A 14,141-nucleotide genomic window follows, 5' to 3' on the forward strand; every position below is an offset into this window, starting at 1 on the left:
ATTACGTAAAATAAAGTTTGAATATTGATACTAGGAGGAACACAGTAATGGCTGAGTGGACAAGAGATGAACGTTATCAAAGATATGAAGACGTTGATCAGCAAACATTAGATGATTTAACACTTCAAGTTAATCAATCTAAGTATAGACAAACGTTTCATTTACAACCTAAAACAGGATTATTAAACGATCCTAACGGACTGATATATTACGATGGAACTTATTATATATCACATCAATGGTTTCCGTTAGGACCAGTTCATGGTTTGAAATATTGGTATACATATACAAGTAAAGATTTAGTACATTTTGAAGATGTGGGCGCATCATTAAAGCCAGATACTAAAGATGATAGTCATGGTGTTTATAGTGGTAGTGCATTTGAATATAATAACCATATGTATTATATGTACACGGCAAATCATCGCGATGAAGATTGGAATAGAATTTCTACACAACATATTGCAAAAGTAAATGCACAAGGTGAAGTTAAAAAGTTTCCTAAAGCCGTCATTGCTGAACCGCCATTTGGCTATACTCAACATTTCAGAGATCCTAAAGTATTTTCAAAAGATGGTATCTATTATGCTGTCATTGGAGCTCAAAATGAACAAGGTCAAGGTAGAGTGATTCAATATCGTTCAACGGATATCGTGAATTGGGAATTTCAAGGCGAAGTTCATACGAATCTAGATTCATTTGGTTATATGTGGGAATGTCCGGATTACTTTAATTTGGATGGATATGACATGTTGTTATTTTGTCCACAAGGTATTGATGAAGAAGGTGAACGATTTAAAAATATCTATCAATCAGGGTATATTATGGGACAATACGACATTGGTAATTTAACAATGAATCATGGAGACTTTTTTGAACTTGACCACGGATTTGATTTTTATGCGCCACAAACATTTATAGATGAACATGGACAGCGGGTATTAATTGGCTGGATGGGGTTGCCTGAAATTAATTATCCATCTGATGTTGACGGATGGGCACATTGTCTAACTATTCCACGTGTACTATCGATTGAAGCAGGTAATTTAAAACAACGACCTGCAAAATCCCTTGAACAATTAAGAACAAATAAAGAAACAGCACTAGGATATGCGAATAAATTTACGAGACAATTGTATCCTTATGAAGGAAAACAATATGAATTGATTATCGATATTTTAGAAAACGATTCAACTGAAGTATATTTTGAAGTGCGTACGTCTAAAACACAAACAACACTCATTACTTATAATAAGAAAGAGCAAAAGTTAACATTAGATCGTAGTGAAAGTGGTTTGTTACCAGACCCAGTTGATAGTACAACAAGAACAACCTATCTGGATACGCCTTTGACACAGTTACAATTATTTATAGATACATCGAGTGTCGAAATATTCTGCAACGATGGTGAACGTGTCATGACTTCTAGAATTTTTACAGATGATGAAGCTACAGGGATTAAAACATCAACAGAATCTGGTCAAGTATATTTAAAATTCACAAAATATGATTTAAAGGATGAGGAAGTATGAAACGACTACTTGCTATAGGTGAAGCGTTAATCGATTTTATACCTAATACGACAGACTCTAAATTAAAAGATGTTGAAGGATTTTCGCGCCAAGTGGGAGGCGCACCTTGTAATGTTGCATGTACGACCACTAAATTAGGTGGCAAAGCTGAAATGATTACTCAATTAGGAAATGATGCATTTGGTGATTTAATAGTTGAAACGTTAGAAAATTTAGATGTCGGTACACAGTATTTAAAACGTACAGACGAGGCTAATACGGCATTAGCTTTTGTAAGCTTAACCAAAGACGGTGAAAGAGACTTTTCCTTTTATCGTAAACCTTCTGCTGATATGCTGTACCAAACTGAAGCAGTAGCAGGAATTGATGTAATGGAAAACGATGTGCTACATTTTTGTTCGGTGGATTTAGTAGAAAGTCCTATGAAATATGCACACAAAGCATTGATTGATAAAGTTAAAGTAGCAGGGGGAACAGTTGTATTTGATCCCAATGTTCGCTTGCCGTTATGGGATAGTGAAGATGCGTGTAAAGAAGCAATACAATCATTTATTCCGTTAGCAAATATTGTTAAAATTTCTGATGAAGAATTGACGTTTGTTACGGGTCAGAGTGACGAAGCACAAGCAATTCAATGGTTATTTCAAGGTGATGTAGAAGCGGTTATTTATACTAAAGGTGCTGCCGGAGCTATGATATATTTGAAGGACGGTACAGTTATTACGCATCAAGGGTTTAAAGTACAGCCGATTGATACGACAGGTGCCGGAGATGCTTTTATTGGAGCTTTGATTAGTAGAATCGTAACCTCGCATACAAATGATATAAATCAATTATTGAAAAATGAAGGTCAAAGTATTTTAGAATTTAGTAATTATGTAGCAGCAATGGTTACTACAAAATACGGCGCTATAGAGAGTATTCCAAATTTAAGTGAAGTAAATAAAGCGTTAAATAAATAATAAAAAGACTTAGCATAATTTGCTAAGTCTTTTTATTATATTTTTTTAACATTTCTTACTGAAGCAAAGCAATGTTCTTGGTTTTTGAAATATACAATGCGAGATTTTGAGTCAATAGATTCAATGTTATGTCTGTTAACAACGAAACTGTTATGACATCTAAAAAATCTGTCATCGAGCTGATTAAGTTCTTTAAGATTACCATAGAATTCAATTTGTCTATTGTCTAAGTGCGCAATCAATCGATGAGATTTAGAAGAGGACTCAAAAAACATAACATCATCATATTGAACATATACCGAATTACTTCCACGTTTTAATTCAATTGTTTCGACAGTGCGTTCTTTAGAAAGTAATTTTAACCTGGATTCTGAAGTTTCTAAACAATCAATGATTCTAGACTTTAATTCTTCTGGGTCATCTTTAAAAATAAAGTCCATCGCTGCTACTTTATAAACAAAAGTAAGGTATGTAAGCTCGCTATGACTTGTAACAAAAATGATATTACCTACAGGATCGTGCTTGCGAATTTCACTGGCAAGCTTGATACCGTTAATGTCTGCTTCCAATTGTATATCTAAAAAGTAACATCCTATATCACTTAAATCTTTTGAACGTTCTAAAACTTCATAAGGATCGGCAGTTGCAATTTCAATTTCCATCGGCTTCTCTTCAATCATGATGTAGTTGTTGATAATTGAAATCATATTCTCACGTTGTCTTTCATCATCTTCACATATGAATATTTTCATATTTTCACACCCTTATGAATCAGTATTTAATATTTCTACTTTTTGAATAAAATAGTTGTTATCAATCGTTGTATCTAATAAAACATTAGAAGTCGTATCAGTCAATTCTTTTAATGTTGAAAGTCCGAGTCCACGATTTTTACCTTTTGTAGAGAAATTCTCTTGGAATAGGGTATGTACTCGAGGCATATCAGTATCACATTTATTCATAACTATAAACATCACTGAATCATCTTCGTTTTTGATAAAAGCAATTCGAATAAGCGGATCATCGACTATTTTTTCAGAAGCTTCAATTGCATTATCAAGTAAAATGCCAATAACTCTACTCAAATTAATAATAGGCATTTCGATTTTTTCGATTATTTCAGGTACTTCTATGCTAATTCTAATATTTTTTTCTTGAGCTTGTAAAATTTTTGTTGTTAATAATCCTTTGATTTCACGAACCTTTAGATTTTCAATACCATTAATTTTAATGGCGTTCATTTGCATACTGTCTTGCATAGGTAAAATCTCTTCATGGAAGTATTGATCTAAACCTTTCATATCATTTTCTCTAATAAAATCCGACATCGTTGATAATATATTGACGTAGTCATGTCTGAATTTACGCATTTCATGATTAATTTTTTCTATTTGTAAAGTGTACTTATAGTAATTCTCGATTTCACGCATATTACGTTTGTACTGAATTTGACGAATAATACTAAAAGAAATCGTAACGATAACTACAGCAGTAGTAATAATTAATACGGCATACATAACCACTAAAAACTTTGCATCCCCGAAAGAAAGATTTTGTTTTGGTAAATAAAAATAGATTAGTAGTAATATTGTAAGCAGAAAAACACAGACAATGATTAAATAGATTTTATTTAATGATAAACCAGAAGTGGTTAATTGTTTGAATAAAATCCTTCCTAGTATTGAGAAAAACAATGTTATTATAGCGAAAATAAGTAAATATATAAAATCAAATATGTACTGGGCTGAAATTAAATCTAGTAATAATGTTGCTAACCAGATTGATAAAAAATTAGCCATATATAAGATGAAAAAGCTAACGAGTACAGATGCAACGCCTATGAAACGTTTCTTATAATACATAAATATAACACTTACTAATAATAAACATAACATCGATTTTTTGTCAAAATAAAAGAATAAAATGGTTGAAGGGATTATAATCCCAATAATGGTAATATAATCCCTCAAAGTATAAGTTACATTTGTTAAAATTTTAATGATTACGAAAAGCAAAAATGCTTGAAATATTGATAACATTATTGTGTTTAAAATAGCCATACTCTACACACTCTCTAGGGCAATTATTCGTATAAATCTGTAATTTCTTTAGGTACTTCTGGTTCGTCAAAATAACCGCCACAAGGGCTTAAACCAGCTACTGCACCAAGTGTTGAGAAAAACTTCGCGATTAAACTAAAAATAGATTCAAAGATATGCATAATTAAACATCCTCCTTAGGGAAAAATATAGGTAGTTGAGCGATAGCAATCAAAATAATGCCTAAAAGTACTAATTGTTGGTAAGGCTCACTGAAAAACATTGATATTACTAATAATAATAAAGTTACAATGACTGTCTTTAATTTCTTACCTTTCACTAATCGTTGCGGTATAGGTTGCTTTTTGGTAGCGGCAGGTGCGTATATCATTAATATAATGAAACCAATTATTGCTAATGGATACATAATTAATGAAGACACTTCCATATACCCGATTAACCAGGGTAATAAAACAAATAACAATAAATTCTGCACATGACATAAGATAGAAGATTTTGCATGCGCGCCGTGTGCATAACGCCTAATTAAAAAGTACGATAAATGGACAGTTAGTGTGTAAAAAAAGAGATGGCAAAGGATTGAAACGCCATAAGTTATTATTGTTTTAGTTATATTGCCTACAAATACTTGCATACCTAAACGCATCTTTAAATAATCTATATGTTCTAAGTTGTTACGTTGTTGTAGATATTTAGCAAAACGGTCAATTTTGCTATCTATAGACTTTAACATTGGGCTTCTCTCCTCAGACGTATTATACAATTTTAATTAAGTTTTATGCGTCTTATTGCTTAACTGTATATTTTGTGTTCCTAACTGTTGCTAATCTTTATCTCTTTAATTTTAACATAAAAAAGTAAACATTTAGGAATGAAATATGACGAGTTAGGGATTTTTTAACGAATAAGCTCAAAATCATGGTTAAATGTACTTGTATCACAAAGAAGTGATAGCATTTTACAAATCATTTAATCAATTTTTGTTTGAATTTTGATTTGAATGATGAAGTTAATTAAGCTTTTGAGCAGGAGCTTAATTGACACGCTGATATTGTAACTGTACTTTCTTAGTATAGTTGTTATAGTTACAAAAATTAGTTGTCGTTTTTCAATTTTAATACAAACAAGAGGAGGCTGATGTAGTGACAAAAGATATCTCAGCAGCAATTAGTGATTTCGTAAAATAGTACTTACTGAGTACACAACGCGCTTATTAATTTAAGCATTCCCAATTTAGATTTGCAGAACCTTCCCAGTCTCGAATCTAATATCATTTTAACATTGTCTATAACAGAGACAATTTAAAGTATTAACATGTAAGCTATCGTAAACATCATTCAATTTATCATTAAAATCGGTAAATTCACTAATTTTTTTCATAATTAATAACATCCCCAAAAATAGATAGAGAAATAACTGTAAAAACATTCCCTTAATAATAAGTTACAAAAACCGTGAGCCCCTCCCAAGCTCACGGTTTTTATAATGAAATCATTTATATAGATGTGGTCTTAAATTTTTGAATACTGGGATAGTATTGCGTTGATTTGTTACTTCATCTAAATCAATGTCACTAGTTAAATGATCTGGTTTTTCTTTTAATTCTGCTATAACTTCACCATTAGGGTTAATCACGATAGAATGACCTGCATATTCAGTCTTGCCATCATCTCCACAAGCATTACAACCAACTACAAATATATCATTTTCAATAGCACGTGCTTTTAAGAGGGCAGTCCAATGATTCAATCTTACCGCTGGCCATTGTGCAACATAAAAAGCGATTTGTGCATCTTTACGCGCTGGATAGCGAAGTAATTCAGGAAAGCGTAAATCGTAACAAGTAATATGTGCAACTTTGGCTCCATCTGATAGAGTGAAGGGTTCTGGAACTGCATTACCGGGTGTTAAAAATGAAGGTTCATCCAACATCGGCACAAGATGTACCTTGTCATAACTGTTTATTAAATAACCATTTTTTGAAACGGCAAAAGCAGTATTGTAGATGTTATCTTTCATACTATTTGAAACAGAACCTGCAATTACATCAACTTTATATTGGATTGCTAATTTTGATATAAACTCAAAACTTCTTGATAATTGATTATCAGCAAGTTCTTTTAGTTGAGATAGGGCATAACCGTTGTTCCACATTTCCGGTAAAACTACGATATCTGTCTCTGCTGTCACATACTCGGCAAACCAATTCGTAATTGTTTCTTCATTTAATGCAACATTCGCTGGTTCCACTTTAAATTGAAAGATTTCTATATTCATCTCGATCGCCCCTTAAATTGTTGTTAGCATAAATATACTAGATATATTCAGAAAATTCAAAATTGCGGGCAGTTTTCAATGAAGTTACAAAATACGCACGTGAGAAGTGTGCATACTCAAAATCAAAATATTTAAATAAAAAAAACCAATTCATTTTAAACGAATTGGTTTTTATAAATTGGAAAGGGTTGATACCCTAATCGCTTGTATTATTGTTAATGTTTAAAAAATCCAACAAACTATTTTCTTACTAAGAAGCGTTTGCTTACATCATGAAATTCTTTTTCTCCAGCTTCATCACGCACGTTACCAAAAGGCATTTGAGCTACAAGGTTCCAAGTAGCAGGAATATCGAACGCTTCAGTTACTGCTACGTCTACAAGTGGATTATAATGTTGTAATGATGCGCCAATACCTTTAGTACCTAATGCAGTCCAAATTGCAAATTGGTGCATTGCATTTGTTTGGTTTGACCAAATGGCAAAGTTCTCAGCATAGTTAGGCATTTGATTTTGTAATCCTTCGACAACTTCTTGATCTTCAAAGTATAGGATTGTACCATATGAATGTTTGAAGTTATCAATTTTGTCTGAAGTTGCTTGGAATTCACGATCAGGACCCATTGATTTTTTTAATTCTTCTTTTGTTATATCCCAAAATTTATTATGGTTATCGCTTAATAACAATACAATACGAGTTGATTGAGCATTAAATGAAGATGGAACATGTTTAATTGCATGTTCAATGATACCTTCTACCTCTTTATCAGATATTGAAATTTCTTTTTCTAAACTATATATTGTACGTCTTGATTCTACTGCATTTTGAAATACATCAAGTGTATCTTCTTTTTTACTAAAAAGTCCCATTCGGAAAACTCCTTCACATCAATTTATTTTATATATCTAGTATAATAATTATACCTTGATTTGTAAATAGCTTTTTACAATTAATTTCAAATAGATTAATTTCTTCTTTCAAAAGCCTGATTTTAATGAAAAATAGTACGATTTCTAATATACTGATAAGGAATATAAGAAAATTTATTTGGAGGTGAGATTATGAAAAATTATATTTCACATAAATTTATTGTATCTAGCTTTGCAATTGCACTAAGTGCTACATTAATATCAAAACCGACACAAGGGGCAGAGACAGAACTAGATGAATACAATAAGAATACGACTATGAATAATACTGATTTAGACCATAAGCGTATCAATGCATCAGATATAGATGGGAATGTGCAAAATAGCACTAAGCCAGTAAATAATTTAAGTGAGAATGAAACACCTTCAAATTCTGATCAAACTGATAATAAAACCAGTAGTGACGCTATAGCGACTTCATCATCCGAACAACCAAATAGCAATGATTCAGACAATAGTGATTCAGACACTACTACTAACCCAGATAAGTCAGAGGAAGACAATCAATCATCAGATTCAAACAATACAGGAGATAGTGACAACGGAACTGAAGAGAAACCATCATCGGAACAACCAAATGATAGTAACTCTAAGAATAGTGATTCAGACGATGCTACTGAGCCAGATAAGCCAGAGGAAGACAATCAATCATCGGAACAACCAAATGATAGTAACTCTAACAATAGTGATTCAGATGATGCTACTGAGCCAGATAAGCCAGAGGAAGATGATCAATCATCGGGTTCAAACAATACAGGGGATAGTGACAACGATTCAGGAGAAAAACCTAAACCAGAACAGCCGAGTGAGGACGGAGACGATAATTCAACAGAACCATCAAATCCTGATAACCCACAAGGTGGTGGAGATGACTCAGAAGAAAAGCCTAAACCAGAACAGCCAAGTGAGGACGGAGACGATAATTCAACAGAACCGTCAAATCCTGATAAACCACAAAATGATGGGGGAAGTTCAACAGAAACACCTAAACCAGAACAACCGAGTGAAGGCGGAGGAGATAACAATACCACAGAACCCCCGAAGCCTAATAAACCACTGAGCCCCAACATGCCATCTGGATCAAATCATCATAACCAGGGTAGTAAAAATAATACATCAGACAGTTCAGTGAATCATTCAAACTCGGGAAGTTCTCAAAATGAACACACATCTTCAAACTTATATAATGGTAAGAATCAAAATGCAAATAAGCAATATGCACAATCAAATGAAAATATAGCAGGTAGTAACAATAATGTTGTGACTTATGGAGATTTGAGAACAGAGAAAAAAAGTCAAAATTCTAATCAAGGTGACAGCAGATTAGTTAATAGATTTAATCAAATGTCTCCAGGTTCATTTAAATACAATCCTTTTATTTTAAACCAAGTTAAACAGCTTAATAATAATGTTGATAGTGTATCTGACAAAGATATTACTTCTATTGTAAGACGTCAAAGTTTTTCAGATAATGCGTTTTTAAATGAGTTACAAAAGGGAACAAATTATTTTAAATTTCAATATTTTAATCCATTAAAATCAAGAGATTACTATAAAAATTTAGATAAGCAAGTTTTGGCATTGATTACTGGAGAAATAGGTTCTATGCCTGACTTAAAAACGCCAGAAAACAAAAGTGTCGCATCTGGTAAATACGAATATCATTCAAGTAGTGATGAAGAATCGACGCGTACAAACGACAAGAAATCGAAAGACACAATTGATATTAAATTCGAACGGACATTATTTGCTTTAATCACTGCAATAACGATGATTTTTATAGGTGTAGTGGTAGGATATTTCGTTTATCGCAGAAACAAAAACGAAAATGAATAGCTTTTGACATTTAACGTGTCATAGACAAATAAAAAATGGAAGGACTCATGTAATAAACATTGAGTTCTTCCATTTATTTTATATAACTTAAAATTTAATTAAAACATAAAATTAAATATAAATGATGCAGATTCTTGTAGTTCTTTTATTTTTTCAGGACCAAAGTAAATTTGTACAATAGCGACAAAGCCATTTTGCATTATGTGTACTAAGATAGGTACCCATATACGTTTTGTATATACATACAATGCTGAGAAAATAAAGCCCATACCAAAATAGATGATAAAGAATGATGGATCTGCATGTGCAGCACTAAAGATAATTGAACTTACAATTCCGGCAATGAGAAATTTAAAAGTTTTATTACCTTTTAATATGTTGTATAACTCACCAAATATTACTTTTCTAAATACGAATTCTTCTAGTATAGGTCCTACAACTGAAATTAATATGATAAACATCGGGATTTCTTGTGCTATTTTCATCAATCTTTCCGTATTAGGGCTAGATTGAGGTGCGCCGAATACATACATATTTATCATTCCTGCAATGACTTGATAAATCATAACAATCATATAACCTACGATTGCCCAAAGGATAACATATCTTTTCTTTTCTTTAGGTTGTAACTCTAGTTGTGTAGGATTGGCAATGAAAAAGTTTATTAGTATGATTAGGAAAGCAGCTATAATAAACAAAATTACCTGTGAATAAATATTAGCAAAGAGGATTTCTTTGCCACTTAAATTGTTAAATAAGCCAGCCATTTGTAAGAAAATCGGACCAAACTGTGCAAGGCCATAAATAACTAATGTCAAAATGGACACCCATATACGAGACATAATGAACCTCCAAAAATTAGAATATACTCTATTTTATCGTAAAATAGCTTTTCACACAAAATTTAGTGTAATGGTTTTAACTTGAAATATTGACCAACTTTGATTATTATAGAAAGTGTATTAGCACTCACAATGATTAAGTGCTAAAAATTTTAGTATTTTAAGGAGGAACAATCAATGTTAAAGCCATTAGGTAACCGAGTAATTATTCAAAAAACAGAACAAGAGCAAACAACTAAAAGTGGTATCGTTTTAACTGATAGCGCTAAAGAGAAATCAAATGAAGGTACGATAATTGCAGTAGGTGCAGGACGTATTTTAAAAGATGGTTCTCGAGTTGCTCCTGAAGTGAATGAAGGCGACAATGTTGTTTTCCAACAATTTGCTGGAACTGAAGTTAAGCGTGGAGACGACACATACTTAATCGTTAGCGAAGACGATATATTAGCAGTAATAGAAGAATAATCAAAATTAAAACTAAAAAATATACAAATAATACGAACATCATGGAGGTAAAGTAATATGGCGAAAGATTTAAAATTTTCCGAAGACGCACGTCAATCTATGTTGAGAGGTGTAGATAAATTAGCTAACGCCGTGAAAGTTACAATTGGACCAAAAGGGCGTAATGTTGTATTAGATAAAGAATATACATCACCATTAATCACAAATGACGGTGTTACGATTGCAAAAGAAATTGAATTAGAAGATCCATATGAAAATATGGGAGCGAAATTAGTACAAGAAGTTGCCAACAAAACGAATGAAATCGCAGGTGACGGAACAACTACAGCTACAGTATTAGCTCAAGCAATGATACAAGAAGGTTTGAAAAACGTAACAAGTGGTGCAAATCCTGTAGGTTTACGTCAAGGTATCGATAAAGCTGTAGACGTAGCTATTGACGCATTACAAGAAATTTCTCAAAACGTTGATAATAAAAATGAAATTGCGCAAGTTGGATCTATTTCAGCAGCTGATGAAGAAATTGGTAAATATATTTCAGAAGCTATGGAAAAAGTAGGTAACGACGGTGTAATTACAATTGAAGAATCAAGTGGTTTTAATACTGAACTTGAAGTCGTTGAAGGTATGCAATTTGATCGTGGTTACCAATCTCCATATATGGTAACTGATTCAGATAAAATGGTTGCAGAACTTGAAAAACCATACATTTTAATTACAGATAAAAAGATTTCATCTTTCCAAGATATTCTGCCATTATTAGAACAAGTTGTTCAATCTAACAGACCTATCCTAATCGTAGCAGATGATGTAGAAGGTGACGCATTAACAAATATCGTATTAAACCGTATGCGCGGTACATTTACTGCAGTTGCAGTTAAAGCACCTGGATTCGGAGATCGTCGTAAAGCGATGCTAGAAGATTTAGCTATCTTAACAGGCGCACAAGTGATTACTGATGACTTAGGCTTAGATTTAAAAGATGCAACAATTGACATGTTAGGTACTTCAAGCAAAGCAGAAATCACTAAAGATAATACAACAGTGGTTGATGGTAATGGAGACCAAAATAATATTGATGCACGTGTAAGCCAAATTAAATCTCAAATTGAAGAGACGGACTCTGAATTTGATAAAGAGAAATTACAAGAACGCTTAGCTAAATTAGCTGGAGGCGTAGCTGTAATTAAAGTTGGTGCTGCAAGTGAAACAGAATTAAAAGAACGTAAATTACGTATTGAAGATGCTTTGAACTCTACTAGAGCTGCTGTTGAAGAAGGTATTGTAGCCGGTGGTGGTACAGCATTCATGAATATTTATGACAAAGTTTCTAAAATTGAAGCTGAAGGCGATATTGCAACAGGCATCAATATTGTGTTAAAAGCATTAGAATCTCCAGTTCGTCAAATTGCAGAAAACGCTGGGTTAGAAGGTTCGATTATTGTTGAAAGACTTAAAAATGCTGATGTAGGTATTGGTTTCAATGCCGCTACAAATGAATGGGTGAATATGCTGGATGCTGGTATCGTAGATCCAACTAAAGTTACACGTTCAGCTTTACAACATGCAGCAAGTGTAGCAGCTATGTTCTTAACAACTGAAGCGGTTGTTGCGCATATCCCTGAAGAAAGCAGTAATGATGCACAAGCAGGTATGGGCGGCATGCCAGGTATGATGTAATAGATTATAAACTTTAAAATTAAAGTTTATAAAAGAGCGTATTTAAATAATATTTATAAGACGTCTTTCGTTAAGTTACTTAACTTAGTGGAAGGCGTCTTTTTTATGATGAATGATCTATAGTTTCATATACATATCTATAGAGACTATATTGTAACCAAGGAGGAATTTATTATGTTAAAAGATATCAATGAAATTGTTGTCCCAGATAGTAAAATAATCCAAGAAGCACAAGAAGTAGTCCATGAATATGGTAATAAGTTAATATGGAACCATTCGAATAGAGTATATTTATTTGGCGAAGTTAAAGGCATGCAAGATCATTTGAAATATGATAAAGAACTTTTATATATGTGTTCGCTCTTCCATGATTTAGGATTAACAAACCAATATAGTAGTGATGATCTGAGATTTGAAGTAGACGGCGCAAATGCAGTTCGCCAATTTTTAGATACACACAATTATAATGATCAAGATTTACAACTTGCTTGGGATTCAATTGCATTACATACGACGATAGGTGTGGCTGAGCATAAAGAGAATAATGTTGCATTATTATATCATGGTGTTGGTATGGATGTTATGAGTGACAATTGGGACCAGTATTCAGATGAAATTAGAAAAGCAATCGTAAATAAATTTCCTCGTGGTAATTTTAAAAAAGATGTATTAACAGCTTTTTATGAAGGCTTTAAACATAAACCTGAAACAACGTTTGGCAATATTAAATCTGATGTTGTGAAATATTTTGAGCCTGAATATCCTCAAAATAATTTTTGCTCTTGTGTCCTACGTTCACAGTGGGATGATTAAAAGTACACGATACGTTAGTAATATTTAATCATTAAATCCTAAAGTATAAAAAATTGAATTTGAAAGCAATCTATAGCACTATTTAACATGTATTATTAAAAAAGTTATGGATATAAATGGATTAAGTGAGTAAAAACAACTTATTGAGGGTAGAGAAAGTAAGCATAAATATTATTCGCTACTTATAATTATTATTTATGTGAAGCTTTTTTAAGAAAGAGAGATTAACTATGACAAAAAAATCAGTGTACGATGTGATTGATACAGGTATTAATTATTTAATATCAGACTATGACAAATGGAACATTGAAAGTATATTAGATAATGAAAGTGAACTCTTCCCTAATACGTTACATTGGCAATATGGTCACGTGTTAACTATTTTTGAATCTGCATTATCTTTAAGTGAGCAAAATGAAGTAGATATTCAAAAATATACACGCTTATTTGGTTATGGATCTAATCCAGCTGATTGGGGCGACGAAGAAATCCCAAGTGTGGATGAAATTATCAAAAATTTAAAAACGTTGCCTGAGCGTGCAAAAAAATTAACAGACCAACAATTAGAAGTTGAATTAACTGAAACAATTGCTGGTTGTAATACGTTAGATGAGTTGTTAATTTTAAATGCAATTCATGTACCACTACATGCTGGTAAAATTGAAGAAATGGCACGTGTATTGAAACAGCAACGTTAATATAAATAAAAAGGATGAAATCACCATTACATGTGATTTCATCCTTT

14 protein-coding genes are annotated in these 14,141 nt (G+C 32.4%); 7 read left to right on the forward strand and 7 right to left on the reverse strand.

Going from position 1 to position 14,141, the window contains the following annotated elements:
- Nucleotides 1-47: 47 nt before the first annotated feature.
- Both ACP3TL_RS01950 and ACP3TL_RS01955 read left to right on the forward strand, forming a co-directional pair.
- Nucleotides 48-1,532 carry a sucrose-6-phosphate hydrolase gene (locus ACP3TL_RS01950; RefSeq protein WP_046466296.1) on the forward strand — a complete coding sequence of 495 codons (1,485 nt, stop codon included), beginning with the start codon at nucleotides 48-50 and terminating at the stop codon, nucleotides 1,530-1,532.
- A complete protein-coding gene (locus ACP3TL_RS01955; protein WP_046466295.1) occupies nucleotides 1,529-2,494 on the forward strand; it encodes a carbohydrate kinase family protein in 966 nt (321 codons plus the stop codon). Before ACP3TL_RS01950 ends, ACP3TL_RS01955 begins: the two co-directional genes overlap by 4 nt.
- A gap of 35 nt (nucleotides 2,495-2,529) precedes the next feature.
- Here ACP3TL_RS01955 and agrA read toward each other — a convergent pair whose 3' ends face one another.
- From agrA to ACP3TL_RS01985, 6 genes are all read right to left on the reverse strand, one after another.
- Nucleotides 2,530-3,246, reverse strand: a complete 717-nt coding sequence (gene agrA, locus ACP3TL_RS01960; RefSeq protein WP_046466294.1) for a quorum-sensing response regulator AgrA — start codon at nucleotides 3,244-3,246, stop codon at nucleotides 2,530-2,532.
- A gap of 12 nt (nucleotides 3,247-3,258) precedes the next feature.
- Entirely contained in the window at nucleotides 3,259-4,554 is a 1,296-nt protein-coding gene (gene agrC, locus ACP3TL_RS01965; protein WP_285326718.1) for a quorum-sensing sensor histidine kinase AgrC, read from the reverse strand.
- A gap of 23 nt (nucleotides 4,555-4,577) precedes the next feature.
- Nucleotides 4,578-4,715, reverse strand: coding sequence for a cyclic lactone autoinducer peptide AgrD (gene agrD / locus ACP3TL_RS01970; protein WP_046466292.1), 138 nt, complete (start codon nucleotides 4,713-4,715; stop codon nucleotides 4,578-4,580).
- Between the two features lie 2 nt (nucleotides 4,716-4,717).
- Nucleotides 4,718-5,287: an accessory gene regulator AgrB gene (locus tag ACP3TL_RS01975; RefSeq protein WP_046466291.1), complete on the reverse strand. Its 570-nt coding sequence runs from the start codon at nucleotides 5,285-5,287 to the stop codon at nucleotides 4,718-4,720.
- A gap of 758 nt (nucleotides 5,288-6,045) precedes the next feature.
- Nucleotides 6,046-6,831, reverse strand: coding sequence for a carbon-nitrogen family hydrolase (locus ACP3TL_RS01980; RefSeq protein WP_046466290.1), 786 nt, complete (start codon nucleotides 6,829-6,831; stop codon nucleotides 6,046-6,048).
- A 239-nt stretch (nucleotides 6,832-7,070) separates the two neighbouring features.
- Nucleotides 7,071-7,700, reverse strand: a complete 630-nt coding sequence (locus ACP3TL_RS01985) for a nitroreductase family protein (protein ID WP_046466289.1) — start codon at nucleotides 7,698-7,700, stop codon at nucleotides 7,071-7,073.
- Nucleotides 7,701-7,892: 192 nt separating this feature from the next.
- On the opposite strand from ACP3TL_RS01985, the gene ACP3TL_RS01990 reads away from it, so the two are divergent.
- Nucleotides 7,893-9,596, forward strand: a complete 1,704-nt coding sequence (locus ACP3TL_RS01990) for an SdrH family protein (RefSeq protein WP_285336858.1) — start codon at nucleotides 7,893-7,895, stop codon at nucleotides 9,594-9,596.
- 98 nt (nucleotides 9,597-9,694) lie between these two features.
- On the opposite strand, the gene mroQ is transcribed toward ACP3TL_RS01990, so the two are convergent.
- Nucleotides 9,695-10,438, reverse strand: a complete 744-nt coding sequence (gene mroQ, locus ACP3TL_RS01995) for an intramembrane glutamic endopeptidase MroQ (RefSeq protein WP_046466287.1) — start codon at nucleotides 10,436-10,438, stop codon at nucleotides 9,695-9,697.
- A 177-nt stretch (nucleotides 10,439-10,615) separates the two neighbouring features.
- On the opposite strand from mroQ, the gene groES reads away from it, so the two are divergent.
- The 4 genes from groES to ACP3TL_RS02015 all read left to right on the forward strand — a co-directional run bounded on the left by groES (nucleotide 10,616) and on the right by ACP3TL_RS02015 (nucleotide 14,094).
- Complete coding sequence (gene groES, locus ACP3TL_RS02000) at nucleotides 10,616-10,903, forward strand: co-chaperone GroES (RefSeq protein ID WP_002507147.1); 288 nt, start codon at nucleotides 10,616-10,618, stop codon at nucleotides 10,901-10,903.
- Between the two features lie 57 nt (nucleotides 10,904-10,960).
- Nucleotides 10,961-12,583 carry a chaperonin GroEL gene (gene groL, locus ACP3TL_RS02005; protein ID WP_046466286.1) on the forward strand — a complete coding sequence of 541 codons (1,623 nt, stop codon included), beginning with the start codon at nucleotides 10,961-10,963 and terminating at the stop codon, nucleotides 12,581-12,583.
- Nucleotides 12,584-12,757: 174 nt separating this feature from the next.
- The gene (locus ACP3TL_RS02010) at nucleotides 12,758-13,396 is read left to right on the forward strand and encodes an HD domain-containing protein (RefSeq protein WP_046466285.1); all 639 of its coding nucleotides are present in this window, start codon (nucleotides 12,758-12,760) and stop codon (nucleotides 13,394-13,396) included.
- Nucleotides 13,397-13,626: 230 nt separating this feature from the next.
- Nucleotides 13,627-14,094 carry a bacillithiol transferase BstA gene (locus ACP3TL_RS02015; protein ID WP_046466284.1) on the forward strand — a complete coding sequence of 156 codons (468 nt, stop codon included), beginning with the start codon at nucleotides 13,627-13,629 and terminating at the stop codon, nucleotides 14,092-14,094.
- The last annotated feature ends 47 nt before the right edge of the window (nucleotides 14,095-14,141 follow it).

The sequence above is a fragment of the Staphylococcus caseorum genome, from assembly GCF_049943195.1.
Lineage (GTDB): Bacteria > Bacillota > Bacilli > Staphylococcales > Staphylococcaceae > Staphylococcus > Staphylococcus equorum_A.